The 26488-nt window shown below is 52.0% G+C and carries 27 protein-coding genes and 1 other RNA gene; 15 read left to right on the top strand and 13 right to left on the bottom strand.

Annotated elements, in window-relative coordinates; translation table 11 throughout:
* The first annotated feature begins 15 nt into the window (after window positions 1-15).
* Window positions 16-1635, top strand: coding sequence for an L-aspartate oxidase (gene nadB / locus P4S53_RS11915; RefSeq protein ID WP_337112852.1), 1620 nt, complete (start codon window positions 16-18; stop codon window positions 1633-1635).
* A gap of 189 nt (window positions 1636-1824) precedes the next feature.
* Here nadB and P4S53_RS11910 read toward each other — a convergent pair whose 3' ends face one another.
* On the bottom strand, window positions 1825-2238 hold the full coding sequence (locus P4S53_RS11910; RefSeq protein WP_337112851.1) for a protein YgfX: 414 nt from the start codon (window positions 2236-2238) through the stop codon (window positions 1825-1827).
* A complete protein-coding gene (locus P4S53_RS11905) occupies window positions 2207-2467 on the bottom strand; it encodes an FAD assembly factor SdhE (protein WP_120513499.1) in 261 nt (86 codons plus the stop codon). The genes P4S53_RS11910 and P4S53_RS11905 overlap by 32 nt, the downstream gene beginning before the upstream one ends.
* Window positions 2468-2710: 243 nt before the next feature.
* Here P4S53_RS11905 and ygfZ point away from each other — a divergent pair, with 243 nt between their 5' ends.
* The 3 genes from ygfZ to P4S53_RS11890 all read left to right on the top strand — a co-directional run bounded on the left by ygfZ (window position 2711) and on the right by P4S53_RS11890 (window position 4825).
* Window positions 2711-3694, top strand: a complete 984-nt coding sequence (gene ygfZ, locus P4S53_RS11900) for a tRNA-modifying protein YgfZ (RefSeq protein WP_337112850.1) — start codon at window positions 2711-2713, stop codon at window positions 3692-3694.
* Window positions 3694-4158 carry an aminoacyl-tRNA deacylase gene (locus P4S53_RS11895; RefSeq protein ID WP_337112849.1) on the top strand — a complete coding sequence of 155 codons (465 nt, stop codon included), beginning with the start codon at window positions 3694-3696 and terminating at the stop codon, window positions 4156-4158. Before ygfZ ends, P4S53_RS11895 begins: the two co-directional genes overlap by 1 nt.
* Window positions 4159-4621: 463 nt before the next feature.
* Window positions 4622-4825 (top strand): DUF1107 domain-containing protein, encoded by a 204-nt coding sequence (locus tag P4S53_RS11890; RefSeq protein ID WP_120513299.1) that lies wholly within the window; start codon window positions 4622-4624, stop codon window positions 4823-4825.
* A 54-nt stretch (window positions 4826-4879) separates the two neighbouring features.
* On the opposite strand, the gene gcvH is transcribed toward P4S53_RS11890, so the two are convergent.
* From gcvH to P4S53_RS11870, 4 genes are all read right to left on the bottom strand, one after another.
* Entirely contained in the window at window positions 4880-5263 is a 384-nt protein-coding gene (gcvH, locus tag P4S53_RS11885; protein WP_337114471.1) for a glycine cleavage system protein GcvH, read from the bottom strand.
* 203 nt (window positions 5264-5466) lie between these two features.
* Window positions 5467-6678, bottom strand: coding sequence for an FAD-dependent 2-octaprenylphenol hydroxylase (locus P4S53_RS11880; protein WP_337112848.1), 1212 nt, complete (start codon window positions 6676-6678; stop codon window positions 5467-5469).
* A 2-nt stretch (window positions 6679-6680) separates the two neighbouring features.
* Window positions 6681-7832, bottom strand: coding sequence for a 2-octaprenyl-6-methoxyphenyl hydroxylase (gene ubiH / locus P4S53_RS11875; RefSeq protein WP_337112847.1), 1152 nt, complete (start codon window positions 7830-7832; stop codon window positions 6681-6683).
* A 61-nt stretch (window positions 7833-7893) separates the two neighbouring features.
* Window positions 7894-8469: a UPF0149 family protein gene (locus tag P4S53_RS11870; protein WP_337112846.1), complete on the bottom strand. Its 576-nt coding sequence runs from the start codon at window positions 8467-8469 to the stop codon at window positions 7894-7896.
* Window positions 8470-8760: 291 nt separating this feature from the next.
* Between P4S53_RS11870 and P4S53_RS11865 the strand changes: the two genes are divergently transcribed.
* The 5 genes from P4S53_RS11865 (at window position 8761) to serA (ending at window position 12204) form a co-directional block, all read left to right on the top strand.
* Complete coding sequence (locus tag P4S53_RS11865; protein ID WP_337112845.1) at window positions 8761-9063, top strand: cell division protein ZapA; 303 nt, start codon at window positions 8761-8763, stop codon at window positions 9061-9063.
* A 7-nt stretch (window positions 9064-9070) separates the two neighbouring features.
* Window positions 9071-9252, top strand: a non-coding RNA gene (gene ssrS / locus P4S53_RS11860) — 6S RNA.
* A gap of 69 nt (window positions 9253-9321) precedes the next feature.
* Window positions 9322-9945 (top strand): 5-formyltetrahydrofolate cyclo-ligase, encoded by a 624-nt coding sequence (locus P4S53_RS11855; RefSeq protein WP_337112844.1) that lies wholly within the window; start codon window positions 9322-9324, stop codon window positions 9943-9945.
* Between the two features lie 117 nt (window positions 9946-10062).
* A complete protein-coding gene (gene rpiA, locus P4S53_RS11850) occupies window positions 10063-10722 on the top strand; it encodes a ribose-5-phosphate isomerase RpiA (RefSeq protein WP_337112843.1) in 660 nt (219 codons plus the stop codon).
* A gap of 252 nt (window positions 10723-10974) precedes the next feature.
* Window positions 10975-12204 (top strand): phosphoglycerate dehydrogenase, encoded by a 1230-nt coding sequence (gene serA, locus P4S53_RS11845; RefSeq protein ID WP_337112842.1) that lies wholly within the window; start codon window positions 10975-10977, stop codon window positions 12202-12204.
* Between the two features lie 63 nt (window positions 12205-12267).
* Here serA and P4S53_RS11840 read toward each other — a convergent pair whose 3' ends face one another.
* Window positions 12268-12963 carry an oxidative stress defense protein gene (locus tag P4S53_RS11840; RefSeq protein WP_337112841.1) on the bottom strand — a complete coding sequence of 232 codons (696 nt, stop codon included), beginning with the start codon at window positions 12961-12963 and terminating at the stop codon, window positions 12268-12270.
* Between the two features lie 166 nt (window positions 12964-13129).
* A complete protein-coding gene (locus P4S53_RS11835) occupies window positions 13130-14026 on the bottom strand; it encodes a LysR family transcriptional regulator ArgP (protein WP_337112840.1) in 897 nt (298 codons plus the stop codon).
* A 138-nt stretch (window positions 14027-14164) separates the two neighbouring features.
* Here P4S53_RS11835 and P4S53_RS11830 point away from each other — a divergent pair, with 138 nt between their 5' ends.
* The gene (locus P4S53_RS11830) at window positions 14165-14797 is read left to right on the top strand and encodes a LysE/ArgO family amino acid transporter (protein ID WP_337112839.1); all 633 of its coding nucleotides are present in this window, start codon (window positions 14165-14167) and stop codon (window positions 14795-14797) included.
* A gap of 71 nt (window positions 14798-14868) precedes the next feature.
* On the opposite strand, the gene mscS is transcribed toward P4S53_RS11830, so the two are convergent.
* The 4 genes from mscS to epd form a co-directional block, all read right to left on the bottom strand.
* Window positions 14869-15753 carry a small-conductance mechanosensitive channel MscS gene (gene mscS / locus P4S53_RS11825; RefSeq protein ID WP_337112838.1) on the bottom strand — a complete coding sequence of 295 codons (885 nt, stop codon included), beginning with the start codon at window positions 15751-15753 and terminating at the stop codon, window positions 14869-14871.
* A 262-nt stretch (window positions 15754-16015) separates the two neighbouring features.
* A complete protein-coding gene (fbaA, locus tag P4S53_RS11820) occupies window positions 16016-17092 on the bottom strand; it encodes a class II fructose-bisphosphate aldolase (RefSeq protein ID WP_027253596.1) in 1077 nt (358 codons plus the stop codon).
* Between the two features lie 138 nt (window positions 17093-17230).
* On the bottom strand, window positions 17231-18394 hold the full coding sequence (locus P4S53_RS11815; protein WP_337112837.1) for a phosphoglycerate kinase: 1164 nt from the start codon (window positions 18392-18394) through the stop codon (window positions 17231-17233).
* A 44-nt stretch (window positions 18395-18438) separates the two neighbouring features.
* Window positions 18439-19515 (bottom strand): erythrose-4-phosphate dehydrogenase, encoded by a 1077-nt coding sequence (gene epd, locus P4S53_RS11810; RefSeq protein WP_337112836.1) that lies wholly within the window; start codon window positions 19513-19515, stop codon window positions 18439-18441.
* A 639-nt stretch (window positions 19516-20154) separates the two neighbouring features.
* Here epd and metK point away from each other — a divergent pair.
* From metK to P4S53_RS11795, 3 genes are all read left to right on the top strand, one after another.
* Window positions 20155-21309, top strand: a complete 1155-nt coding sequence (gene metK / locus P4S53_RS11805; RefSeq protein ID WP_337112835.1) for a methionine adenosyltransferase — start codon at window positions 20155-20157, stop codon at window positions 21307-21309.
* 392 nt (window positions 21310-21701) lie between these two features.
* Window positions 21702-22205: a SprT family zinc-dependent metalloprotease gene (locus P4S53_RS11800; protein WP_337112834.1), complete on the top strand. Its 504-nt coding sequence runs from the start codon at window positions 21702-21704 to the stop codon at window positions 22203-22205.
* A 95-nt stretch (window positions 22206-22300) separates the two neighbouring features.
* On the top strand, window positions 22301-23020 hold the full coding sequence (locus tag P4S53_RS11795) for an endonuclease (RefSeq protein WP_442958660.1): 720 nt from the start codon (window positions 22301-22303) through the stop codon (window positions 23018-23020).
* A 46-nt stretch (window positions 23021-23066) separates the two neighbouring features.
* On the opposite strand, the gene P4S53_RS11790 is transcribed toward P4S53_RS11795, so the two are convergent.
* A complete protein-coding gene (locus P4S53_RS11790) occupies window positions 23067-24386 on the bottom strand; it encodes a hypothetical protein (protein WP_337112833.1) in 1320 nt (439 codons plus the stop codon).
* A gap of 261 nt (window positions 24387-24647) precedes the next feature.
* On the opposite strand from P4S53_RS11790, the gene rsmE reads away from it, so the two are divergent.
* Both rsmE and gshB read left to right on the top strand, forming a co-directional pair.
* On the top strand, window positions 24648-25379 hold the full coding sequence (gene rsmE, locus P4S53_RS11785) for a 16S rRNA (uracil(1498)-N(3))-methyltransferase (protein ID WP_337112832.1): 732 nt from the start codon (window positions 24648-24650) through the stop codon (window positions 25377-25379).
* Between the two features lie 15 nt (window positions 25380-25394).
* Complete coding sequence (gene gshB / locus P4S53_RS11780) at window positions 25395-26345, top strand: glutathione synthase (protein ID WP_337112831.1); 951 nt, start codon at window positions 25395-25397, stop codon at window positions 26343-26345.
* Window positions 26346-26488 lie beyond the last annotated feature (143 nt).

Below are 26488 nucleotides of genomic sequence, written 5' to 3'. Positions count from 1 at the left end.
GGATATGAGATCAATATGAACGAGAACCGAGAACACAGTTGTGACGTCCTGGTCATCGGTAGCGGCGCAGCAGGCCTCTCTCTGGCCTTACGTCTGGCTCCGATGTGTAAAGTGCTCGTCCTGAGTAAAGGCCCGCGGAGTGAAGGGGCGACTTACTATGCTCAGGGCGGTATCGCTGCTGTTTTTGATGAAACAGACAGTGTGGACTCTCATGTTGAAGATACTCAGATTGCCGGTGCCCACCTTTGTGATGAAGAAGTGGTTCGCTTCATTGCTGAAAATGCCCGCGATTGCGTGCAATGGCTGATAGACGCCGGGGTGCCCTTTGATCAGGAAGACAACAGCACCGACGATCATCCTCGCTACCACCTGACCCGCGAAGGTGGCCACAGTCACCGCCGGATTCTGCACGCGGCAGATGCCACGGGCATGGCGATGCAAATGTCGCTGCAGGACAATGTTCACAACCACCCGAATATTGAAGTGCTGGAGCGCCATAATGCGCTGGATTTGATCACCAGTCATAAAATCGGTGAGACCGATGTGCCCAACCGGGTGCTCGGCGCTTATATCTGGAACCGCCAGCGTGAGTCCGTCGAAACCGTGCGCGCCAAATTCGTAGTGCTGGCCACCGGTGGTGCTTCTAAGGTCTATCAGTATACCTCGAATCCGGATGTGTCATCCGGTGATGGCATCGCCATGGCCTGGCGGGCAGGCTGCCGTGTTGCTAATCTGGAATTCAATCAGTTTCATCCCACCTGCCTTTTCCATCCAGAAGCGCGCAATTTCCTGCTGACCGAAGCCCTGCGCGGCGAAGGGGCGTATCTGCGCCGTCCGGACGGCTCCCGCTTTATGCAGGAGTTTGACGAGCGTGCCGAGCTGGCCCCGCGGGACGTCGTTGCCCGTGCGATCGACTTCGAGATGAAACGATTGGGTGCAGACTGCATGTATCTGGATATCAGCCATAAACCCGCTGATTTTGTCACCAAGCATTTTCCGACTATCTACGAGAAACTGCTCGGTTACGGTATCGACATTACCAAAGATGCGATTCCCGTCGTGCCGGCCGCCCACTACACCTGTGGCGGCGTTATGGTCGACAAGCAGGGGCAAACAGACCTGAGCGGCTTATATGCCATTGGCGAAGTCAGCTATACCGGCCTGCACGGCGCCAACCGCATGGCTTCCAACTCACTGCTGGAGTGTGTGGTGTATGCCTGGTCAGCGGCAAATCACATCAGTCAACACCTGAATGAAGTGACCTTACCGTCATCCATTCCGCAGTGGGATGAGAGTAAAGTCTCCAATTCAGATGAGGAAGTGGTCATTCAGCACAACTGGCATGAATTACGTCTGTTCATGTGGGACTATGTCGGCATCGTGCGCACCACCAAACGTCTGGAGCGGGCCATGCGCCGGATCCAGCTGCTGAAGCAGGAAATTGATGAGTACTACAGTAACTTCAGGGTATCCAACAATCTGCTGGAGCTGCGCAATCTGCTACAGGTCGCCGAACTGATGGTGCGCTGTGCGCTGGAGCGAAAAGAAAGCCGGGGACTGCATTACACCTTAGATTATCCGGATATGCTGGAGACGCTGTCACCCACCATACTGGATCCGCGTCATCCACAATAAAAACAATAGCAACGGGAGCCGCACAGGCTCCCGTTCGTTAGATTATCCTCTCTCAGCAAACCGCTCACACTGAGTAGGCTTTGATTGCCTGCAATAATGGGAGTGCCTGACTTGAACCATGACCACTTATCTCTCTGAACTGGCTGTATTCACAGAGCCGCAGTGACTCCGCGACACCATCCCCAGCCCTCAGCAGGTACGGCAGAAAAGGCTCAGCAGACGAAAATCTTTGTCAGAACAGGCATCACGGCTGACGGCAAGCCAGTAATGCTGGTGGGCTTGTTGCAGCTCAATCACCAGTAACCGGGAGGTCAGCACACGGGTATGAAGTAATTGCCAGCGGCAGTGCTGCCATTCAATGTGCCGGTCATCAAATAACCTCAGCGCGCCATGCAGGGAAGCGAGCTGGATTCTGGCGCAAAGATACTCGCCCCACAGCCATTCACACAACAGCCACCATAACGGTAAGGGCAGAACATCAGCAAGCATCAGGAAAGACAACAGGCTTGCCACGGCCAGATATGCTCCGGTTAAAGCGGCAAGCAAGAGAGAAGAAGGGTAAAGCGTCAGGTTAGCGAAGCTTGCTCTTGTTGTGGGCAACAATCTTGTCCACCATTGCAGCATGGGCAGGGTTCGTGCTGCGTCCGTGCTCCATCAGCCAGTTGAACAGGTCCGGGTCATCGCATGTCAGTAACGACACAAAATCCTGGCGATCCTGCGGGTTTAAATCATCAAAGCACTCTTCAAAGAACGGCATGATAATGACGTCCAGCTCCAGCATGCCACGACGGCAGGCCCATCTAATTCGTGCTTTATCGTCTGCACCTATCATTTCCAACCTCAACTCCTGGTGGTGTTCATTCTGTGGCAATACTACCAGCCCGCTTTCCTGCCGACTATCGGCAGTCACATATGGCACAACAAAATGAGAGCTGGTCGTGATAATACCTGACACAAAAACTCAGGTACTTTAGCTTGCTGGCTGACAAAGCTCAGCCAGAGCGATAACATAGCGCTTATTCGAAGCTTTTCTGAAAGCTGAAGCCAGCTTTCCTTACCAACGACGGATTCGACTATGAGCACCTGGTCAGATACTTTGCAATTCGACACACTTTCACTTTCCGCTGACGCTCCTCTGCCATCACTGGCCCTGGTAAATCTTACCCATTGGGGACTGGTGACTCTGGTTGGTCAGGACAGCATTTCCTATCTGCAGGGACAAGTCACCTGCGATGTGGTGTCTCTGGATGCCAAGCAGTCCACCCTTGGTGCACACTGTGACGCCAAAGGGAAGATGCGCACCATCTTCCGTCTTTTTCATCACAGAGACGGTCTGGGCTGGCTGCAGCGTAAAAGCGTCATGGACACCCAGTTACCGGAGCTGAAGAAGTACGCCATCTTTTCAAAAACCACCATAGAAGCCAGTACAGACGTCTTACTGGGCCTGACGGGTGAACAGGCACAAGCCACGATAGACAGTGTGCTGGGTGGCGAAGGAGAGGTGCGGGCATTCGACAAAGGTACCGCGGTGAAAATTGATGCGCAGCGCTGGCTCCTGGCAGTGGATAGCACCGCGGCCGGCGAGATCGCCGAAAAAATTGCCACCCAGGCCGTGCTGTCTGATGACTCGCTCTGGGATCTGTACGATATTCGCCAGGCCCTGCCCCGTATCGATACCGAAACCGAGCTGGAATTCATTCCGCAATCCATGAATTTGCAGGCGCTTAACGGTATCAGCTTTAAAAAAGGCTGCTATACCGGCCAGGAAACGGTCGCCAGGGCCAAATGGCGCGGCATCAACAAACGCGCCATGTACATTGTCTCGGGTCTGGCCGAACACTGCCCGAAAGCCGGGGATGTCCTGGAGCGCAGTGTCGGTGACAACTGGCGCAAAGGCGGTACAATCATTGCCGGCTATCAGTTCAGTGATCAACAGTCTCTGGCCTTGGTCGTCCTGCCCAATGATCTGGAGGAAAACACCGCTTTTCGTCTGGCCGCCGAACCTGAAAACCTGTGGCAACAGCTGCCACTGCCGTATTCACTGGATGACGAGGCGTAATGCTGGATACTCCCATCACGCGCTATCTGCAGCAGGAAGGGGTAAACTTCCTGCTGCTCCCTCATCACAAGCCTGCCCGCACCATACAAGAAGCCGCTGAAGCGCGAGGCGTGGAACCCCATCGGATGGTCAAATCGATTTTGCTGCGGGATATGGGCGGCATGCACGTTCTGGCCTGTGTGCCCGGCACCAGGCAGGTTGATCCTAAAAAAGTCCGTACCTTATTTGGCTGCCGCCGGATGACGTGTGCAGATGCTCAAGACGTTGAAGAAGTCACCGGCCTGACTATCGGTACGGTTGCTCCTGTCGGGCTCAGGCAGCCGCTGCCTGTGGTTTTTGACCTGTCACTCTCTCAGTATCAGACAGTCAATATCAGCAGTGGTGATCGCATGGCGGGCATTGAGCTGGCGATGCAAGATCTTGTTCAGTTGTGCGCCCCCCTGTATGGCGATATCTGCCGCTAGCCAAAAACGGGCCTCGCTTCCATTTTTTGCGTAACCATTCACCCTATTCGCAATTTAACGCACAGATCAGAGCAGTTGCACGGGTTAGCAGAAAATACTTTTTTGCTGTCTTCACCTCACGATTATGTATAAAAAAACACCAATACATTCCTGCTGCAAATACTGTCACTGTTGTTCAGCCAGGACGGGTAAAATAGCCATAAGTTACTGATAAAAAACAACAAAAAACAAACCCCTCTGAGTTTCACGCCCGAAAAAACCGTCCGGTTTTAACTGAGTATTCACACAGCAATTCAGAACAATACTCTGCACAATGGCAAATCTGTAAAAATTAATTACACCAAGCCATCATTTTACATAAACATTATGCTGAGAGTATCACAAATATTTCATAGTCAATTCTCTATAATGGCCGCGAAATAAACACAACAACAATAGAAATAAGGCAAGGTTGCTCATCATTATGCGCATGTTTAAACAGTATTTACCGAAACTGGTCGCCAAACACGTCAGCAGGCTATTCAGTGGCCGCTTGTACATTGACGGTCGTGGCGGGTATGAATTTGACAATGGGCTGCTCAAAGTGCCCGTAAAAGCAGAACAGCGTCATTTCAAAACTGTGAAAGAAGTGAATATGGAAATCCGCCGGCTGAAAGAAGCCGCCTGATAGCCATATGTCAGGCCGGTGAGTCACCGGCCTGATGATGATGCTTGGCCGATATCAGTCTTCTTCAGTGGTAAACTCCTGGTACCCTTCGGCATCCAGCAATTCATCCAGCTCACCTTCATCATCGGCTTTTATCTGAATCAGCCAGCCATCTCCGTACGGATCGTTATTCACCAACTCAGGGGACAATTCGAGGTCTTCATTGATCGCCACCACAACCCCGGATATGGGGGCATACACATCTGACGCCGCTTTCACTGATTCCGCCACCGCAAACTCTTCGCCGGCCTCAGTGACTCTCTCCAGTTCCGGTAAATCAACAAAGACCATATCCCCCAGCATTTGCTGTGCGTGATCTGTGATGCCGACAGTATAGATACCATCCCCTTCGGGACGTACCCATTCATGAGTAGCAGTGAATTTCAATTCAGAAGGAATATGAGCCATAAGTAGATCCTTACCAAAACGGCGACGCCGATATGTTCACAAAAAGAGGTCTAACCTTCCCTTACAAAGGCTTCGTCTTGCCTAACTGTTATTACTTTAGGAGAAAAAAACAGATTGAAAGCAAATGGACTCACAAAAAAAAGCCGCCTCATAGCGAGACGGCTTTTCAGAATCAGCATTCAGTTAAAAGAAGCTTATTCAACCCTGGCTAACGCAGGCAGTTCTCCGCTCAGTCCCAGGGCCCGGCGCATAAACTGATCTTTGACCCCCGGCGCATGGTTGACCAGCAACAGTCCCACATCACGGATCAGCTTTTTCGCCGGATGGCTGCCTGCAAACAGCTCCCGGAACGCTTGCATGGCCGCAATCATTTTCGCCGCTTCCGCTTTTCGCCAGCGTTCAAAATAGCGCAGATGCTGACGGGCACCTATATCCTTGTCCTGACGCCATAGCTGACGCACAGTTTCCGCCAGGCTGGCAGCATCCAGCAACCCCAGATTCACCCCTTGCCCTGCCAGCGGATGAATCGTATGCGCGGCATCGCCAATCAGCGCCACACGCTCACGCACAAAATCACGGGCATAACGCATTTTCAGCGGCACTGACTGACGTTCACCTTCCAGACGACACACGCCCAACCGGCAATCGAACGCTGCAGACAACTGATGGCTAAAGCTGTCGGCATCCAGGGCCATCAAGTCTTCCGCCTTCTGCGGCGAGACAGACCAGACAATCGAGCACAGATCCGGCTCTGACAAGGGCAGAAATGCCAGTGGGCCATCAGGGGTAAAAATTTGTCTGGCGGTGCGAGCGTGAGACTCAGCACAGCGAATGTTGGCAACAATCGCGTGATGGCCATAATCCCAGTGAGTCAGCGGGATATCCATCTGCCTGCGTACCCATGAATTGGCACCATCCGCCCCCACCACCAGCTTAGCCGTCAGGCTCTGACCGTTGTCCAGCGTCAGCCAGGCTTCACGCTCACCAAAAGCCAGTTGCTGGCAGCGCACCGGGGCAATCATGGTCACATTGGACTGAGCATTCACTTTGTCCAGCAGTGCCAGCTGAATCACGCGATTTTCGACGATATGACCCAGATCAGGCTGCGCCAGAGAGGCAGCATCAAAACTGATCTGGGCAAAGCTGTCCTGCTCCCAGACATCCATCTGCTGATAAGGGCTGATTCGCCGCTCAGCCATGCCTTGCCAGGCTCCGACCCGCTGCAAAATCCGCTCACTGGCACGGCTCAATGCAGAGACACGGACATCCGGTAACGGGGCCAGTTCAGGGTCAGGCAACTGGCCTTCAATGACGGCAATACGAAGATCTGTATCGGCCAGGGCCGTTGCCAGAGTTAACCCCACCATACCGCCACCGATAATGGCTATATCCACACTTTGCATCATGATTATCTGTCTACCTGTCCCATCGCCCGCTTCATGAGCGGCGCTTTAATTGTATCCATTACACTCATCGCCATCAGGCCGGCATTACGCCCGGCAACCAAAGGCCAGTGCTCATTTGCAAACAGTTTCACCAGGCAGGTTGTCATCGCCACCGTGGCTGCCTGGTCTGGCTCCCGACGCTGACGAAAGCGGCTTAAAACCGCCGTTGACCCCGGATCTTCACCGGCCTGATAGCCGGCCACTACCTCTTCTGCCAGCGTCACAACATCACGCAAGCCCAGATTGAACCCCTGCCCGGCTATCGGATGCAGTGTCTGTGCGGCATTGCCGATCACGGCAAAACGGTGAGAAACCCGGCGCTCAGCCTGACGCAGACTCAGTGGATAGACAAATCGCTGCCCTGTTTTTTCCATCTTGCCCATGCGCCAGCCAAAGGCGGCCTGCAATTGCGCCAGAAACGTCTCGTCGTCCCATCCCATAACTTCCTGCTGCTGTTCCGGCGATATGCACCATACCAGCGAGCTTCGCCCCTGACTCATCGGCAGCAAGGCCAGCGGACCATAAGGTGTGAATCGTTCAAAAGCTTCGCCCTGATGAGACAAAGCGGTAGAGACATTGGCAATCACAGCGACCTGTTCAAAGTCCAGGCTCTGATGGCCTATGCCCAGTTGCGCGCAGCAGCCGGACACCCCGCCATCGGCCGCCACCAGCAAGCTGGCCTGCAGGGATTCGCCGGTAGAAAGCTGCAGGCTGACCACATCCTGTTCGCGATGCAGCGTATGGATTCTGGCCGGACAAAACAGATCAATCGCCGCCCTTTGCGACAACTGTTCGAGGAATACTGAGCCTGCCTGAGCCAGCTCAATCACATAACCCAGCGCACTGAACCCATACTCACTGGCTGACATACGGGCTAATCCGGGATGACCGCGATCAGACACATGAATACGAGAGATGGCCGTGGCGTCATCCGCCAGAGATGACCAGAGACCGAGTTGCTCCATCAAACGGACGGAGCCTAGAGACATGGCAATACTGCGGGCATCATAACCGGGATGGCCTGTCTGTTCAGGAGAAACCGCTTCAACAACGGCAATGCGTAAATGACCCTGACTCAGGGTATCTAATGCAAGGGCCAGGCTGGCACCCGTCATGGCTCCCCCGCAATGACAACATCATACTGCTTCACGTCTGTTTTACCTCAAACCTGCCCTGTCAGTGCAGCGTAGGCGCATCGCCCTGACCCGACTGGTGCCGTGACACCAGCTCGAAATAACAGGTCAGAGTACACATCCGGACATGCTCTATGACCTGCTCAAACAAAGTCGCCTGCTCTTCCAGATCATCCTCATCGTCGATCCCCAGCTGCGCGATATCCTGCAGATCGCCCAAGGCTTCCTGCACTGAAGCTGGCAGCTTTTCTTGATTCAGTCCCATCAGACCCAATCCGGACAAGAAACAGTTAACCCATTCACTCAAAGCTTCAGCCCGCACCATCAAATCCACATCATCATCTGGCAGCAACAAAGACGCGTCAAAACCCGTACCAGACAATTCCTTCGAAGTCATGTCCACCAGGTTTTGCGTCAGTGTTCTGGCGTCCCCGTCCAGGGATTCGCCATTGTTGGCGTAATCCGAGATAGGACCAATCCATTGCTCGCCGACAGCGGGTAAACCGCCGCACAGCATACCCGTCAGTAATCCGTGTAACTCTGAGGGCGTCACCGCCAGAGACTGGCTTTTCAGCGCGGCTTCAACCGCTTCATAAGCCGGCAATTTTACTTCGCTCATGGGCTTTTTCACCTTAATAAGATTGGTGTCAGATGGGTTTGTGATATGCTACCACTAAGGCTGGATTCAGGCTAACCTAAAGCAAAAGGCGATTGATTGAGTCGATATTTTTACTGGCATTCATCGACTCAACGACAAAAATAACACCGAACTGATGAAGATTTGTCATCTCGCTTGCGGGCCGTTCATACAGTCAGTTCGCATGCTTGCAAGTTAAATAGGCTTTTTCTATATTAGCGACCGATCTTCGCTTCACGAATTCACAGTGACTGACACGGATACAAAACAGCTATGAGCTCGCAGGCAGTTGAAATTGAAATTTTAGGCCGTACCATTAAGGTAAATTGCCCCGTTGGCCAGGAAACAGCGTTACGTGCAGCCGCGGCGGATTTTGACAATCGCCTGAATGAACTGTCGCAGCGAACCAAAATCTCCAACCCGGAGCAGTTACTGATGTTTACCGGGCTGAACATCTGCAGTGAACTGCATAACGAACGACAAGAATTTAACAACAATGCCGATTCTTTGTCCGAGCGCATCGGTCAAATCACAGAAACTCTGACTGAGGCATTGCAAAATCAACCGCAACGTTGATAATGAATTGACCCTGGGGTGTGCGTCAGCGAATCGACGTCCCCGAGCCGATAAGCAAAAAACCAGGATTTGCTTTTATTAGCTATTGAGCATGCTCAGCACGACTGAGAAGCCTACGGTTAATGTTGCCGATCCACCTTGAACGTCTGGTTCAAGGGCTACCATTCGCAACGGCACCTTGGGGCACCCTCTCTTTTTCTATTCTGCTCACAGCCAGCAGTTCTCTCTTTGAGCAGGCGACGACAGGCATAGAATGTTATGGATGCATCTCACCCGCAAGGCCAGACCGGCCAAACAACCCAAACCACACGCCAGCAGCTTCGCCAGCAGGTTCGCCTTAAACGCCAGGCACTGACCCCACATCAGCAGGAACAGGCAAGCAAAGCCGTGCTGAGCCGCTTTTGTCAGCTCAGTGAGGTTCGCCAGTCGCAGCATGTGGCTTTATACCTCAACAATGACGGTGAGTTAGATACCGAGCCGTTAATCGAATGGCTGTGGCACCAGAACAAGAACGTTTATCTGCCCGTTTTACATCCCTTCAGCAAAGGCCGCTTGTTATTTCTGCATTACCGGCCTGAGACGAAAATGCATTGTAACCGCTATGGGATTGCCGAGCCTGTGCTGGATGTCCGTCATGTTAAACCCGTTCACGAATTGGATCTGATTTGCACCCCGCTTGTCGCCTTTGATGAGCAGGGGCAAAGGTTAGGCATGGGTGGCGGGTACTATGACCGCACATTAAGCCAGTGGCACCAAAACGGCGCTGGTCCTCGTCCCCTCGGACTGGCCCACGACTGCCAGCAGGTCCGGCATCTGCCGGCAGAAGCCTGGGATGTGCCACTGCCAGCCATTATCACCCCTTCGGCACACCATCACTGGTAAACATCCAGCTGCCAGTTGCCTAAACAGGGATCTTCATCATGATTTTAACCTGCCAGAGTATCAATGCTCGGCTATAATCAGCGCTCCGCAATCCATAGGCCATCACGAGGAAAAAGCATGACACAAGATGAAATGAAAAAAGCGGCTGGCTGGGCAGCCCTGGACTACGTGACCAAAGACAGCATTGTAGGCGTTGGTACCGGCTCTACCGTCAATCACTTCATCGATGCGCTGGCAACCCGCAAAGAAGAAATCAAAGGTGCTGTGTCCAGCTCTGTAGCATCAACACAGCGGCTGGAAGCGATCGGTATTCCGGTCTTTGATGCCAATGAAGTGTCTGCGCTGGATATCTACGTGGATGGTGCCGACGAAATCAACCCTGACTTTGACATGATCAAAGGTGGCGGTGCGGCACTGACACGCGAGAAGATTGTTGCGGCCATTGCCAAAAAATTCATCTGCATTGTCGACAACACCAAAGAAGTCGATGTGCTGGGTGCTTTCCCGCTGCCGGTTGAAGTCATTCCGATGGCGCGCTCCTACATAGGCCGTGAATTAGTGAAGCTGGGCGGCGATCCTGTATACCGTGAAGGTGTCATTACGGATAACGGCAATATCATCTTAGATGTGCACAATCTGCAGATCACCGATGCAAAAGATCTGGAAAATAAGATTAATGCACTGCCAGGCGTGGTCACTGTCGGCCTTTTTGCCCGGCGCGGTGCGGATGTCCTGCTGGTAGGCTCTCCTGATGGCGTGAAAACTGTCACTAAATAACAGTTTCAGCGCTATTCATAAGGCTTGATGACTAAACGGCATAATATATGCCGTTTTTTATTATCCATTTCGTAATATTCTCGCCACTTCATCGAAATTTTTGATACTTTAATGTGAACGCAATCGTTTAAGCTCACCAGACGGCAACACAGGATGTACGCCTGTCCCCGTGTGACATCACAATGTGCTGTCGCATGAACACGTTATCCTGCCCGCTGTATGGAATACCTGTTGTTTTTAAGGAAAAGGACCATGGCAAAAGTTTCGCTGGATAAAGACAAGATTAAAATTCTGCTGCTGGAAGGCGTTCACCCCTCTGCACTTGAAGTGCTCAAACAAGCCGGCTACGAGAATATCGAGTATCACAAAGGCTCGCTGGCGGGTGATGAACTGCTCGACGCAATCAAAGATGCCCACTTTGTTGGCATTCGCTCCCGCACCCAGCTGACTGAAGAAGTCTTTGACGCGGCCAAAAAGCTGATTGCTGTCGGCTGTTTCTGCATTGGGACCAATCAGGTTGATCTGGCTGAAGCCAACCGTCGTGGTATTCCTGTATTTAACGCCCCCTTCTCAAATACCCGCAGTGTGGCTGAACTGGTGCTGGGTGAAATACTGCTGCTGCTGCGCGGTATTCCGGAAAAAAATGCCAAAGCCCACCGGGGTGAATGGCAAAAAACGGCAGATTCCTCTTATGAAGCCCGCGGTAAGAAGCTGGGTATCATCGGCTATGGCCATATCGGGACTCAGCTCAGTATTCTGGCTGAAAACCTGGGTATGGATGTGTATTTCTATGACATCGAAAACAAACTGACCTTAGGGAACGCAACCCAGGTTGATTCCCTGAGTGAGCTGCTCAATAAATCCGATGTGATCAGTCTGCACGTTCCTGAAACGCTGGACACTCAGAACCTGATGGGTGCCGAAGAATTCGCGCGCATGAAGCCGGGTTCCATCTTTATCAATGCCGCGCGCGGCACAGTCGTCGATATAGATGCACTGTGCAGTGCGCTGGAAAGCAAACATCTGGCAGGTGCGGCGATTGATGTCTTCCCGGTCGAGCCTAAAACCAACAAAGATATGTTCGAGTCACCGCTGACACGCTTTGATAACGTGATCCTGACGCCGCACATCGGTGGTTCGACTCAGGAAGCCCAGCAAAACATTGGGATCGAAGTGGCGGGCAAAATCGTGAAATACTCAGACAACGGTTCTACCGTGTCGGCCGTTGGCTTCCCTGAAGTGTCATTGCCTGAGCACCGTGGCTGTTCGCGCCTGCTGCACATTCACGAAAACCGCCCGGGTATCCTGAACCAGATCACCACAATATTCGCCTCTGAAGGCATCAACATTGCCGCTCAGTATCTGCAAACCAGCCCTGAGCTGGGTTATGTGGTGATTGACGTTGAGACCGAGCGCTCTGAAGAAGCACTGAATAAGCTCAAAGCCATTGACGGCACAGTCCGTGCCCGTATTCTGCATTAATTCGGCCCCCTGAAACTAAGAAGCTCACCCTGGGGTGAGCTTCTTGCTATCTGGTGCATGACGTTATTTTTCCAGACGGAAAACCACTTCCACTCTGTCGCGGAAAGTAATTTCGGCATCCTGATAGGTAGCCTGCGTTTCCATCGCCGCATCCATTTTCATCCGCCCCATCACCGGGCGCGGCATCGGATCGAAATAGCGGATATTCCACACCCCTTCGATCTCGGTATCAAAACCTTGCGCCAGTGACTTGGCCTTACCCTGAGCATCTTTGATGGCGGCCTGGCGAGCTTGCTCCATGTACTTATCGGCATCGCTGACTTTCAGCTCAATATTCTGAATCCGATTGATGCCATCACCCAGCGCACTGTCCAGATAAGTATTGAGTTGTTCTAAATCGCGAACAGTCACAGTCACCTGACGTGATGCCTGATAACCCACCAGTTCAGGTGGTGCATCATTGCTGCTGTGATACTGCGGATGCAGATAAATATTGGCGCTTTCAATATCCGCCCGCTTTACGCCGCTTTTTTGCAAGCGGTCCATAAAGGCCGTGACGGCTTTATCCGCTGCCTGTTTTGCTTCCTTAGCCGTTTTACGATTTTCTTCAACCGCCACGGTAAATACCGCCATATCCGGTTGAGCAGTAACTTCACCCACACCAATGGTTTCCAGACGGGGAAAGCTGTCTTCTGCCATTGCCAACGGACTGATCAGCGTCGCTCCACTCAAACACACAGCAATTAAGGTTTTATTCATAACACCATCCAAATCATCACGTTAGGTTTCAGCTCATTGGCCTTATGCTGTTTTTGACACCGTGCAGAGAAAAATTATCCCTGGATCGCAAAAAATTTTGCACATCATTTTATTAAAATGTCAGTTATCAATAATTGCACACGCTTCGCTGACGGGCTGGTCTCCCTTACTGAGGGAGACGCTTTCTTGCATGATCCAGTAACTGAGCTGTCACTTCACTAAAGACGCCGCTTTCCAGCGCCCAGTGATGCCAGTAAATTCTGCGTGTCAGCATGATATCCGGGGTCAGGTTGACCAGCTCACCGCTTGCCAGCTCTGACTCTATCTGAATTTTAGGGATCAGGCAGTATGCCACTCCCTGCAGCGCCAGTTTGACGAAGGCCTCTGAGGAGCGCACCCTGTGGGTCAGCACGCTGCCACGCGGCAGGTTATAATGCTGCTGAATGAAGACTTCATGTAAATCATCATACTGGTCAAATGCCACAGCCGGGGCGCGCATCAGTACATCGCGGTTTACCCCATCCGCAAAATACCGCATCTGAAAATCCGGGCTGGCAACACACAGATAGTCCATCCGGCCGAGGTAATCAGAGACACAACCGGGCATCGCCGTGGCCTCCATGCTGATGGCCCCGACCACTTCCCCGCTGCGCAATCTGTCGAGGGTTCGGCTCTCATCTTCCAGCATCAGATTAATTTCGATACGTCGCTGCCTGAGCAGCGGACTGAGTGCCGGCAGCAACCAGGTCGCCAGACTGTCGGCATTCGAGGCAATCGACATTTGTAACGGCTGGCTTTGCTCGCCAGGCCGGATATCCGGCAACAACTCCTGCTCCAGCAGACGAACACGGCGGTACAGACCCAGCAATTTTTGGCCGGCCGGTGTGGGCCTTGGCGGCTGCTCCCGCACCAGCAGTGGCTGAGCCATGTGTTTCTCCAGCTGTTTTATCCGCTGTGAGACCGCAGATTGAGTAATGCACAGCATTTCTGCCGCCCGTTCAAACCCCCGCTGCGACACAACCGCGTCCAACGCCTGCACCCAGCGGTAATCCAGTCCTTCCATGCTGCCCTCATTATTAGGAAGTCTAATAAATCATAAAAATTATTAGATTTACTAAATCATAGCGAGCGATTTAAGCTTTAGCCAGATCAAACCTGTAAAGCCCGACACTTTCACCAAAGAATAAGGACAATATCACTCATGAGCCTATGGCCGTTACTGCAAGGCTTTGGCCTTGGCGCCAGCATGATCATTCCGATTGGCGCTCAAAATGCGTATGTACTCAATCAAGGTATTCAACGTAATCATCATTTAACCACTGCCACTGTGTGCAGTCTGCTTGATGTGTTGTTCATCAGTCTGGGCGTATTTGGCGGCGGCGCGCTGCTGTCCAGCAATGAGCACCTGTTGCTGGCCGTGACACTGGGCGGGATCGCTTTTCTGTTGTTTTACGGTAGTCTGTCTGTGAAAAGCGCCTTTCGTCAGGCTTCTGAAGAAGAGGCACAGATGCAGATCATGGCTCGCGGCAGGCGGGCCGTGATCGCTGGCGCGCTGGCTGTGACTGTGCTCAACCCGCATCTGTATCTGGATACTGTTGTGATTCTGGGTTCGATTGGCGGACAGTTTGAAGGTCAGGACCGTATTGCTTTTGCCATAGGGACCATATTGGCATCCTTCGTCTGGTTCTTTACCTTATCGGTTGCTGCAGCAAAAATGGCGCCAACCTTGTCCAGACCCAAAGTCAAACGCGCAATCGATATTGCCGTTGCCGTCATGATGTTCATCATCGCGGCCCATTTGGCTCATGGCCTGCTGGCGCAGTCTGTTTTCTAGCTGTCGCGTGATACCAGCCAAAAACGACAATGGAGCCAAGCGGCTCCATTGTTATTGCTATCTCACTGAAGTTATTCTTCAATTTTGTTGAGATGCACATCCATTTGCGGAAACGGAATCTCAATCCCTTCTTTATCCAGCTCTTCCTTGATTGCCTGGAGCAAATCAAAATACACAGCCCAGTATTCGGCCGTTTTCACCCAGGGACGAACCACAAAATTCACCGAAGAGTCAGCCAGTGCCACCACACCAATGGTTGGCGCAGGCGTTTTCAGCAAACGCGGCTCGGCATCCACAACGCGCTTGAGCACTTCTTTGGTTTTCTTCAGATCCGATTTGTACGAAACCCCAATCACATAATCAATCCGACGGGTTTCATGTCTGGAATAGTTCGTGATAGCTCCGCCAATCACAGCTGCATTCGGGACAACCACCATCTTATTGTCCGGGGTATTGAGTACGGTCTGGAAAACCTGAATCGATTCGACAGAACCGGCCACACCGGCCACTTCAACATAATCGCCGGATTTAAAAGGACGGAATGCAACAATCAGCACACCGGCAGCGAAGTTGGACAGTGACCCCTGCAAGGCCAAACCAATGGCCAGGCCGGCGGCACCGATGACAGCAACCACAGAGGCCGTTTGCACACCTACTCGGCTTAATGCCGCAATCAGCACGATCACAAACAGCAGATAACGGACCAGTGACTGCAGGAATTTGACAACCGCTTCATCCATTTGTTTACGGCGCAGCATTTTGCCGAATCCGCTCGCCACCCCTTTCGATACCAGGTTACCAATAAACAGGATTAACAAGGCAGAAATCAGGTTAACGCCATACTGGATTAACAGTTCCTGATTATCGACAACCCAGTTACCCGCCTGTTTTACACCATCAGCCAGCTCATTATTGGCAATGGTATCCACCACTTTATCCGTTACACTCTCAGTCATAGCGCTCTCTCTACATTGGGGATGATGCGGTAATGCTCAAGTCCCGTGATACATAACAAACAGAACGAAATTACCTTAACATTAATCACATATCTGGACTCAGATAATTATGATACGACATGCGCAATATTGCCGTCATAACAATCACAAGCAAGACATTTTTATGCGGCTTAAGGTAACTTTATTCAGCTCTGGCTATTAAACCAAATAAAAAAGCCCGCACAGCGGGCTTTTTACTATCTCATCTGCTCAGAGTGACGAATTACAGCACGTCCACTGCATTCAGATCAGAGAAAGCTTGTTCCAGGCGCTTCACCATAGAATCCTGACCTTTACGCAGCCATACGCGTGGATCATAGTATTTCTTGTTCGGCGCGTCTTCACCGGTTGGGTTACCGATCTGGCCTTGCAGGTAAGCTTCGTTTTCCAGGTAGTATTCACGAATACCGTTCCAGGTTGCCCACTGAGTATCGGTATCGATGTTCATTTTGATCACACCGTAGCCGATAGATTCACGGATTTCTTCCAGAGAAGAACCTGAACCACCGTGGAATACGAAGTTCAGCGCATTGGACTCAATACCGAACTTCTCAGAGCAATACGCTTGAGAATCACGCAGAATCGTTGGCGTCAGTACCACGTTACCTGGCTTGTAAACACCGTGTACGTTACCGAATGACGCTGCGATAGTGAAACGCGGGCTGATAGCATTCAGTTTCTCATAAGCGTACGCAACATCTTCTGGCTGAGTGTACAGAGAAGATTGGTCCAGGTGAGAGTTATCCACACCGTCTTCTTCACCACCGGTACAGCCCAGTTCAATTTCCAGTGTCATGTTCATCTTGCTCATGCGCTCAAGGTACTTGGCACAGATTTCGATGTTTTCTTCCAGCGACTCTTCAGACAGGTCAATCATGTGCGAAGAGAACAGCGGCTTGCCTGTTTCTGCAAAGTGCTTCTCACCGGCATCCAGCAGACCGTCGATCCATGGCAGCAGTTTTTTCGCCGCATGGTCAGTGTGCAGGATCACAGGCACACCGTAAGTTTCAGCCACGGCGTGAACATATTTTGCACCCGCAATCGCACCCAGGATTGGGCCGTTCTGACCTTCCAGCTTCAGGCCTTTACCAGCAAAGAAACCTGCACCGCCGTTTGAGAACTGAACAACAACAGGGGCTTTCACTTTCGCGGCAGCTTCAAGCACTGCGTTGATAGAGTCCGTGTTCACCACGTTCACCGCTGGCAGCGCAAATTGGTTTTCTTTTGCTACTGCAAATACTTTCTGTACGTCGTCGCCAGAAATCACACCAGGTTTTACGAAGTCGAAGATCTTAGACATAACAATAGTCCTATTAGCTTTTAGCTTTGTTGTCTGGGTTTAAAGATAAACTCATTGCTAATGTGTGCGGCCAAACGGTTAAAGTTCACGCCACACACAGCATATTCCAGGCGCAGAGCAAGCCCAGCGCCGCGGTTATCAGGCTTTCGCTCGTTCTTCCAGCATAGCAACTGCCGGCAGTTTTTTGCCTTCTACAAACTCCAGGAACGCACCGCCACCGGTTGAGATGTAAGACACTTTATCTTTGATGCCGTACTTATCAATGGCTGCCAGCGTATCGCCGCCACCGGCAATCGAGAAACCTTCAGAGTCGGCAATCGCTTGCGCGACCACTTCAGTCCCTTTGCCGAATTGCTCTATCTCGAACACGCCGACCGGGCCGTTCCACAAGATAGTTTTGGCATCTTTGATAATACGGGCCAGCTCAGCAGCAGAATCCGGACCGATATCCAGTACCATGTCGTCTTCTGCAATGTCAGAAGCAGACTTAATGGTGGCTTCAGCGGTGTCAGAGAATTCTTTGGCGCAGACCACATCAGTCGCAACCGGTACATTGGTTTGCGCCATCAGTGCTTTGGCTGTATCAACCAAATCGGCTTCATACAGAGATTTACCGACACCGTGACCTTCAGCTGCAATAAAGGTGTTCGCGATACCGCCACCCACCACAACCTGATCGGCAATCTTAGCCAGCGACTCCAGCACTGTCAGTTTGGTCGACACTTTCGAGCCGCCAACAATCGCCACCATAGGGCGAGCCGGATTACCCAGCGCCTTACCCAGCGCGTCCAGTTCCGCAGCCAGCAGCGGGCCGGCACAAGCGACAGGGGCAAACATGCCCACACCGTGCGTCGATGCCTGGGCACGGTGCGCCGTACCGAATGCATCCATCACAAACACGTCACACAGCGCCGCGTATTGCTTGGACAGCGCTTCGTCATTCTTCTTCTCGCCCACGTTAAAGCGAACGTTTTCCAGTACCACCAGCTCGCCAGCGTTCAGATCCAGACCATTCAGATAGTCTTTCGCCAGCGTCACATCACAGTCGAGCGCGTCTTGCAGATAGTTCACGACAGGCTGCAGAGAGAACTCGTCAGCATATTCACCTTCGGTCGGGCGACCCAGGTGAGAGGTAACCATTACCTTTGCGCCTGCTGCCAGGCATTGCTTGATCGTTGGCAGAGATGCCAGGATACGTGCATCAGAAGTTACTTTACCTGCTTTGACTGGCACGTTCAGATCGGCACGGATCAGCACGCGTTTACCGGCCAGATCCAGATCAGTCATCTTGATTACAGACATGGTTTGTCCTCTCAATAGTCTTACTGTGTAAATGATAAATACATTCAGCCCTGCGATTTTGCCTGGCTGGGAAATTCAGAAACGTCTTGCAGCTGACCACTGACCTGATGCATCACCAGTGCTGTATCCAGCATACGGTTTGCAAATCCCCATTCGTTGTCGCACCAAATCAGCAATTTCAGCAGATGCTGATTACTGACACGCGTCTGGGTGCCATCAACAATAGCGCTGTGGGGATCATGATTGAAGTCAACAGAAACAAGTGGCGCTGTGGTGTAATCGACAATATCCGTCAATGTACACCTGGCAGCCTCGGCCAGGGCTTGATTTACATCATTAACCGAGACATTAGTCTTCACCGTAACGCTCAGATCCATCGCGGTGACGTTAATTGTAGGAACCCTGACTGAAATCGCCTCAAATTTATCCGCAAAATGAGGAAAAATACGGCCGATACCTAAGTGTAATTTTGTGTCGACCGGAATGATCGACTGACTCGCAGCGCGTGTCCGGCGCAGGTCAGTATGATAGGCATCGATCACCTGCTGGTCATTCATGGCTGAATGAATGGTTGTGATCGTGCCGGATTCAATGCCGAAAGCCTCATCAAGCACTTTAATCACAGGCACAATGCAGTTGGTGGTACAGGAACCGTTGGAAACAATGCGATCTTGAGGTGACAGGCTGTCTTGGTTCACACCGAAGATGATGGTGTTATCGATATCGTTCGCAGCAGGATGGGAAAACAGGACTTTCTTGGCACCGGCCTGAATATGGGCTTCACCGTCGGCTCTTGAGCCGTACACCCCGGTACAGTCCAGAACAATATCCACTTCCAGATCCCGCCACGGGAGCAACTGGATATCACTCAGATGAAGAATACGAATCGCGTCTTCACCCTGACCATTGGCAATGAACAGATGTTCCTGATCATGGCTGACCTTACAGCCAAAGCGACCATGACTGGAATCATACTGAAGCAGATGTGCCATCGCTTCAGGCTGAGCCAGTTCGTTCACTGCCACGACTTTTATCTGGTGATGTTTGCCGCTTTCATACAAGGCCCGCAGTACACTGCGGCCGATACGGCCAAATCCATTAATTGCGACTCGTAATGTCATATCCGTGCTACGTAAGTTAAAAGCCGCTCTAGTGTATACCAAGCGTTAACGAGATTCATCCTAATTGTGACCCGCCTCACTCCCCAGGATCATTGTCTGCGAGCGTAGCGCAATGCCAGTAAATACGCCCGCTGTCACTCCATCCTTCCTTATAACAGATATATAAATAGTGCTTTATCGGAATAAAAAAAGCTCCCGTCTGGCGTATTTTTTTCATTGTCCGAAATAATTTTTCTGCAACCTATCAATAACAATTGGTCCGAACAGCAAATCGCCGCGGCTCGATCAGGCAATCGCGGCTCAGATAGCAATACGCGCCGGGACAGCAAGAGGCCGGGACGCCTTTCGCAAAGAAAAGAAGGGGCTGCCAACTCACAAAGAAGTTAAATGGTCTGATTTTTTAATGTAACCCAGTATTATTCACCAACAAGATTGCAAACCACATAATGAAGATAATCGTTTGGCTGACAATTATCTTATTTCCACACATATCTAGTTGTTGATTTTGATCCCATACAAGTTATTATAGCCGTCTAGACGGAGGTAGCTCTATACATACAGACTGATGATTTATCACTCAGACTGCTGAAAATCACACCTCCAATCACCTTTAAAGTTTTTCTAATAGTGAGAATACTCATGGCGAAACACCTGTTTACTTCTGAGTCGGTATCGGAAGGCCATCCAGATAAAATTGCAGACCAGATCTCAGATGCAGTCCTGGATGCGATCTTAGAACAAGACCCGAAAGCACGTGTTGCGTGTGAGACTTACGTCAAAACCGGCATGGTCATGGTCGGTGGTGAAATCACCACCACGGCCTGGGTGGATATCGAAGAGCTGACCCGTCAGACAGTGCGCGACATTGGTTACGTCCATTCAGACATGGGTTTTGATGCCAACTCTTGTGCCGTTCTGAGCGCGATTGGTAAGCAGTCTCCTGATATTAACCAGGGTGTTGACCGCAGCGACCCGAAAGATCTGGGTGCGGGCGATCAGGGGATCATGTTCGGTTACGCCACCAACGAAACTGAAGTGCTGATGCCGGCCCCTGTCACTTATGCCCACCGTCTGGTTGAGCGTCAGGCGAAAGTCCGTAAAAACGGTACGCTGCCATGGCTGCGCCCGGATGCCAAAAGCCAGGTCACCTTTGCTTATGACCAGGGCAAAATCGTGGGTATCGATGCCGTGGTTCTGTCCACTCAGCACTGTGACAGTATTGAGCTGCCTGTGCTGCAAGAAGCAGTGATGGAAGAAATCATCAAGCCAGTGCTGCCGGCAGAGTGGCTGAACAAAGACACCAAATACTTCATCAACCCAACCGGCCGCTTTGTGATCGGTGGTCCAATGGGCGACTGTGGTCTGACTGGCCGTAAAATTATCGTTGATACCTACGGCGGCGCGGCGCGTCACGGCGGTGGTGCCTTCTCGGGTAAAGATCCATCGAAAGTGGATCGCAGTGCGGCCTACGCCGCCCGTTATGTGGCGAAGAACATTGTCGCAGCCGGTCTGGCTGACCGCTGTGAAATCCAGCTGTCGTACGCAATTGGTATTGCCGATCCAACATCCATCATGGTGGAAACCTTCGGCACCGAGAAAGTCTCTCATGATCTGATCGTGGACGCCGTGCGTCACCACTTCGACCTGCGCCCATACGGCCTGATCGAAATGCTGGATCTGCTGCAGCCTATCTACAAGAAAACCGCAGCATACGGTCACTTTGGTCGCGAAGAGTTCCCTTGGGAAAAAACCGACAAAGCCGATCTGCTGCGCGATTACGCCAACATCAAGTAATCCGTTCAGAATCCGCAAGGCTGTGATTCTTACTCGTGAAAAAGGAAGCTTCGGCTTCCTTTTTCATTGCTTTCCTTTCGCTCCGTCCGATCCCCTGTACAGCTCTTTCAGCTTAGGGTCACCGATGTTCTAAAAGCAGATCAAGCTGTTACCCCATCTCTAAAAAAACAGATAACAACATGAAAATAAAAACATTTTAGTGCTTTTTACTTCCCATGTTCCAATCGCTCCAAAAGCTGCTCATCTGTGGCTGTACAGCTTACTGAGGTTTTGACCACCCATGATCCAAATGCTGTCATTGCTGTACAAGACGCATTTCAGGCCTATTGCGGGTAGAAAATCCGCGCCAGACCTTTCATACTGAGCCTCTTGTTTGTTTACCTTTCAGCGTTATGGACTCACTACAACAAGCCATGATTGAGCGGACCCTCGCCTGCCTTCGACAGGCTGAAAACAAGCTTGGCAAACCGTTTCCCGATCCGGTCATCCGTTTTACCCAACGCGGTAAAATTGCTGGTAGTGCGCGGATGCAAAGCTGGGAGATCCGCTATAACCCGATTTTACTGGCAGAAAACCCGCAGGCTTTTCTGGCCGAAGTGGTTCCCCATGAACTGGCCCACCTGCTCACGTATGCCTGCCATGGCAAAGTGCGTCCGCATGGCCCGGAATGGCAAAAAATGATGACTGAGGTGTTTCATGTGCCGGCTCGCACTACCCACAGCTTCGATATCTCTTCTGTGAGCGGGCGTACTTTCCCTTACCGCTGCCAGTGCCGGGAGCATCAGCTCACTGTCAGGCGGCATCATAAAATTCTGCGTCAGCAGGCCATCTATCACTGCATGCAATGCCACCAGCCCTTGACGCCCATTACTGGAAATGCGCCGCAGTCATATTGAAAATTTGATTTTTTACACACAGATAACGTGAAACACTTCTAAAAAATTCCGGTACTGATAACATCATCACCCTGTATTCAGTCACCGGAAATCCCATGTTAATCAAGCTGAAAAGGCTAATGACTGTCGCACTGCTAAGCGTCAGTACCCTGTCCAATCCCGTATTGGCAGACTCACCGCAAAACTTCTCCAAAGCAAAAAAACTGCTGGTCAACATTTATCAGGCTCACAACGAGAGCTTTTACTGTGGCTGCCGGATTGAGTGGCAAGGGAAAAAGGGCGTCCCGGATTTAAACAGCTGTGGCTATCAGGTACGCAAGCAGGAAAAACGTGCCAGCCGGATTGAATGGGAGCACGTGGTTCCGGCCTGGCAGTTTGGTCATCAGCTGCAATGCTGGCAGGATGGCGGGCGTAAAAACTGCCGCAAAGACCCGACCTTCAGCAAGATGGAAGCCGACATGCATAACCTGACCCCGGCCATCGGCGAAGTGAACGGCGATCGTTCCAACTACCGCTTTACACCCTGGCGCGAAAATGACGGTGCCTATTATGGTCAGTGCGATATCAAAGTGGATTTCAAGAACCGCCGGGTCGATCCGCCGCCACGTGCCAGAGGGGCCATTGCCCGCACCTATCTTTACATGGAGCAGGAATACCGCTTCCGTCTGGCGAAAAGTCAGCGCCAGCTGATGCAAGCCTGGCATCAGAGCTACCCGGTCAGCCCCTGGGAGTGCGAAAGGGATCGACGTATTGCGAAAATCCAGCACAAGCACAACGGCTTTGTGCTGAATGCATGTCAGCAGGCAGGGCTTTAATCGAACATCGGCTGAGATCAGGGGCTCTCAGCCGTTTGCCTCTTCTTTAGTGACGCAGCATCTCGTCCAGATAACGCTGGCTGTTATCGGTCACCGGCGCCAGAGCCTTACGGCTGAAACGCTCAAATCTGGCCGACATCACAGCAGTCCGCGCCTGGCACCAGCCGTAACCATAGGGCAGATCCACCGGCATTGCGCTGGCGATGGATGCAAATTCAGCGCTCAGCTCCTGCTGCAATATACTTTCTGAGACCAGCCTGGCGCGCGGCACAACCTCTTGCTGCGCCAGTCGGTTACGCTGGCCCCAGCCGATGATCAAATCGTCGCAGCTGTAGTTCGCAAAAGCCGGTGAAGCGGTAAACGCCACATCAGAGAGCGCACCATATTCCCGCCACATCATGTAGGCTTCAAACAGCATGGCAACATCTTCAGCATCGGTGTAATAACCATAAAAATCAGCGGCACCATCAGACTCGAACGCCGCGCCTGCCTGCTCAGGTGACAGCGTGGTTGACGCAGATGCGCCGCCGAAATAACGCTCGGCCATCAATTGTAAACTATCCACAGAAAGCGCATGGGCTTGTCGCAGTGCCGTCTGAACCCAGTTGCCTTGAATCAGCTGGATGTTGTTGCCGATGCTGGTTGACATATCCAGCATGCTGAGCTGATCCGGCGGCAGGAAGTCGTTGGCATGCGCCAGCTCATGAACCAGCAGATTAAACAGCCCGGGGGCGATTTCCGATTTGCTTCGCCAGGAATTGACAGTCACATCAAAAGTATTGCTGTAAGTGACATACTCACCATTGCTGTACACGTAACGCTGCAGAGCCAGAAACGGCAGTGACTCGGCAAAGCCGGCGCGGTAATCCTGCTGCTGGTAGATGTCATTCCACTCGGCCTGATCGCGCCACAGATAACGCGGATCGATATAGATACTTGCGGTGTCTGTATGATAGAAAGACGGGCGGATATCAAGACTGAGTACGATGACATTGAGTGGCTTAAACAGGTTCAGTACATCCTGCGGTAAGTCACGCACCACATCCATGAAACTGTCTCCCATCCAGTGATGGGACACCAGCAATCGTTCGGCGATATCCTCCGGGGTCAGATCACCCGGAATGTCATAGCCGAGTGGCGCAATATCCTGCAACTGACAGGACTGCCCCTGCTTATAGATAACAGCACAATCTTCGGCTGCCAGTCCGTACGGACTGGTGCTCAGATACGGTTGCAGGCTGGCCAGCAAAGGATCGCCATTCACATTCAGACTGCGCTCGCCAGACTTGCCGTCACCGCCACAGCCCGCTGCCAGCAGCGCCGCCATAAGGATCGCCAACCGGCGCGTTCCCTGTGTGATTGTCATTCTTGTTCTGTCCCCTGTTCAACAGCGCCGCCGTAAAGCCGGCATTTTAGGGGATACGGGAGTCAATCCCACTGACTTTTTGCCGGAGTTATGAGCCGCATCAATATCAGTTCCTGCAGCTTTTGCGCGAGATAACACTTCAGCGCGGCTCTGCTGCGTTTCATCGCGCATGATTCAGCACTGTGCAATGTTCGGTACATTGCCGCCAAGCTTGATATACTGACGCCAGGAATAACCACCAAAGCCAACGAATTTAATACTATGAGAGTGCCACGTATTTTCCATCCTGAGACCCTGCCTGCAAGCGGCAGAGTGCCCCTGAGTGACGACGCCGCCAACCATGTCGGCCGCGTGATGCGCATGCAGCCGGGCCAGGAAATTCTGTTGTTCGACGGCAGCAATGCTGAATTCCCGGCTGTCATTACCGAAGCCGGTAAAAAAAATGTCGAAGTAGAGATCTCTGCCCGTGTTGAGCACAGTGTGGAGTCCCCTTTGGATCTGCATTTGGGCCAGGTGATTTCCCGCGGCGATAAAATGGAATTCACGATTCAGAAATCCGTCGAGCTGGGCGTCAACAGCATTACGCCGCTGATCTCAGAGCGCTGCGGTGTCAAACTGACTCAGGACAGGTTCGACAAGAAACTGTCCCAGTGGCAAAAAATCGCCATCAGCGCCTGCGAGCAATGCGGCCGCAATGTGGTGCCGGAAATCCGTCCTGTGATGAAGCTGGAAGACTGGTGCGCAGAAGAATTTGACGGCCTGAAGTTGAATTTGCATCCAAGAGCCCAATATTCCATTAATACCCTGCCCGCACCTGTGACCCGGGTCCGTCTGCTGATCGGGCCGGAAGGCGGCCTGTCAGAGCAGGAAATCACTATGACAGAAACATACCGCTTCAGCGAAGTGTTGCTGGGTCCCCGGGTTCTCAGAACTGAAACTGCCGCGATGACGGCGATAACTGCGCTACAGGTCCGCTTTGGCGATCTTGGCTAACCAAGGAGAAAAGACATGATCAAATTGGGTATTGTGATGGATCCCATCCAGTCCATTACCATCAAAAAGGATTCCAGCTTTGCGATGATGCTTGAAGCGCAGCGTCGCGGCTGGGAAATCCATTACATGGAAATGGCTGATCTGTCTCTGGAGCAAGGCAAAGCGATCGCCCGCACCCGGATCGTCAAACTGCAGGAAGATCCGGCCGACTGGTTCAGCTTCCACGGTGAGCAGGAAATCGAACTGAGCGAGCTCGATGCCGTGCTGATGCGTAAAGATCCGCCGTTCGATACTGAATACATCTACGCCACCTATATTCTGGAGCGTGCTGAAGAACAGGGCACCCTGATCGTCAATAAACCCCAGAGCCTGCGTGACTGTAATGAAAAACTCTACACCGCCTGGTTCCCGGAACTGACGCCAACCACAATTGTGACCCGCCGGGCAGAGAAGATCCGCGCTTTCCAGCAGGAACACGGCGATATCATACTCAAACCGCTGGATGGTATGGGCGGCTCGTCGATTTTCCGCGTCAAGGCCGGCGATCCGAACCTGTCGGTGATCATTGAAACCCTGACCAATCACGGTGAATACTACTGCATGGCGCAAACGTTCGTGCCGGACATCAGTAACGGCGACAAGCGCATTCTGGTGGTGGACGGCGAGCCGATGCCTTACTGCCTGGCCCGGATTCCGGCCGAAGGGGAAACCCGCGGCAATCTGGCCGCCGGTGGCCGCGGCGAACCCCGCCCGCTGAGCGAGACTGACCGTAAAATTGCTGAAGCCGTCGCCCCGGCACTGAAAGAAAAAGGGCTGATTTTTGTTGGCCTGGATGTGATCGGCGACAAGCTGACGGAAATCAATGTCACCAGCCCAACCTGTATTCGCGAAATTGAAGCGGCGTATGATATTTCGATTACGGGCAAACTCATGGATGCCATTGAACGTCGCCTGAAAACCGCTTAATACTTCTGAAACCTCGGCGTGTTGTCTGTCAAAGTTGACAACACGTCACGTTTTCATTTTTAACAACACCTTTCTCAGACTTACCATTTCGGCCAATTCATCCCCATACTGTAATGAAAGAGCCTGTCTGAGAGCGTGTAAGG

The organism is Photobacterium sp. Hal280, assembly GCF_037162255.1.
GTDB lineage: Bacteria > Pseudomonadota > Gammaproteobacteria > Enterobacterales > Vibrionaceae > Photobacterium.
The sequence above is the reverse complement of the archived record's forward strand: the minus strand, read 5'-3'. Positions and strand labels throughout refer to the sequence as shown.

Excerpts from the sequence above, each read along its gene's own strand:
- nadB (WP_337112852.1), top strand. The coding sequence starts at position 16 with ATGAACGAGAACCGAGAACACAGTTGTGACGTCCTGGTCATCGGTAGC.
- P4S53_RS11905 (WP_120513499.1), bottom strand. The coding sequence starts at position 2,467 with ATGATAGGTGCAGACGATAAAGCACGAATTAGATGGGCCTGCCGTCGT.
- ygfZ (WP_337112850.1), top strand. The coding sequence starts at position 2,711 with ATGAGCACCTGGTCAGATACTTTGCAATTCGACACACTTTCACTTTCC.
- P4S53_RS11895 (WP_337112849.1), top strand. The coding sequence starts at position 3,694 with ATGCTGGATACTCCCATCACGCGCTATCTGCAGCAGGAAGGGGTAAAC.
- P4S53_RS11890 (WP_120513299.1), top strand. The coding sequence starts at position 4,622 with ATGCGCATGTTTAAACAGTATTTACCGAAACTGGTCGCCAAACACGTC.
- P4S53_RS11880 (WP_337112848.1), bottom strand. The coding sequence starts at position 6,678 with ATGATGCAAAGTGTGGATATAGCCATTATCGGTGGCGGTATGGTGGGG.
- ubiH (WP_337112847.1), bottom strand. The coding sequence starts at position 7,832 with ATGACGGGTGCCAGCCTGGCCCTTGCATTAGATACCCTGAGTCAGGGT.
- P4S53_RS11870 (WP_337112846.1), bottom strand. The coding sequence starts at position 8,469 with ATGAGCGAAGTAAAATTGCCGGCTTATGAAGCGGTTGAAGCCGCGCTG.
- P4S53_RS11865 (WP_337112845.1), top strand. The coding sequence starts at position 8,761 with ATGAGCTCGCAGGCAGTTGAAATTGAAATTTTAGGCCGTACCATTAAG.
- P4S53_RS11855 (WP_337112844.1), top strand. The coding sequence starts at position 9,322 with ATGGATGCATCTCACCCGCAAGGCCAGACCGGCCAAACAACCCAAACC.
- rpiA (WP_337112843.1), top strand. The coding sequence starts at position 10,063 with ATGACACAAGATGAAATGAAAAAAGCGGCTGGCTGGGCAGCCCTGGAC.
- serA (WP_337112842.1), top strand. The coding sequence starts at position 10,975 with ATGGCAAAAGTTTCGCTGGATAAAGACAAGATTAAAATTCTGCTGCTG.
- P4S53_RS11840 (WP_337112841.1), bottom strand. The coding sequence starts at position 12,963 with ATGAATAAAACCTTAATTGCTGTGTGTTTGAGTGGAGCGACGCTGATC.
- P4S53_RS11835 (WP_337112840.1), bottom strand. The coding sequence starts at position 14,026 with ATGGAAGGACTGGATTACCGCTGGGTGCAGGCGTTGGACGCGGTTGTG.
- P4S53_RS11830 (WP_337112839.1), top strand. The coding sequence starts at position 14,165 with ATGAGCCTATGGCCGTTACTGCAAGGCTTTGGCCTTGGCGCCAGCATG.
- mscS (WP_337112838.1), bottom strand. The coding sequence starts at position 15,753 with ATGACTGAGAGTGTAACGGATAAAGTGGTGGATACCATTGCCAATAAT.
- fbaA (WP_027253596.1), bottom strand. The coding sequence starts at position 17,092 with ATGTCTAAGATCTTCGACTTCGTAAAACCTGGTGTGATTTCTGGCGAC.
- P4S53_RS11815 (WP_337112837.1), bottom strand. The coding sequence starts at position 18,394 with ATGTCTGTAATCAAGATGACTGATCTGGATCTGGCCGGTAAACGCGTG.
- epd (WP_337112836.1), bottom strand. The coding sequence starts at position 19,515 with ATGACATTACGAGTCGCAATTAATGGATTTGGCCGTATCGGCCGCAGT.
- metK (WP_337112835.1), top strand. The coding sequence starts at position 20,155 with ATGGCGAAACACCTGTTTACTTCTGAGTCGGTATCGGAAGGCCATCCA.
- P4S53_RS11800 (WP_337112834.1), top strand. The coding sequence starts at position 21,702 with ATGGACTCACTACAACAAGCCATGATTGAGCGGACCCTCGCCTGCCTT.
- P4S53_RS11795 (WP_442958660.1), top strand. The coding sequence starts at position 22,301 with ATGTTAATCAAGCTGAAAAGGCTAATGACTGTCGCACTGCTAAGCGTC.
- P4S53_RS11790 (WP_337112833.1), bottom strand. The coding sequence starts at position 24,386 with ATGACAATCACACAGGGAACGCGCCGGTTGGCGATCCTTATGGCGGCG.
- rsmE (WP_337112832.1), top strand. The coding sequence starts at position 24,648 with ATGAGAGTGCCACGTATTTTCCATCCTGAGACCCTGCCTGCAAGCGGC.
- gshB (WP_337112831.1), top strand. The coding sequence starts at position 25,395 with ATGATCAAATTGGGTATTGTGATGGATCCCATCCAGTCCATTACCATC.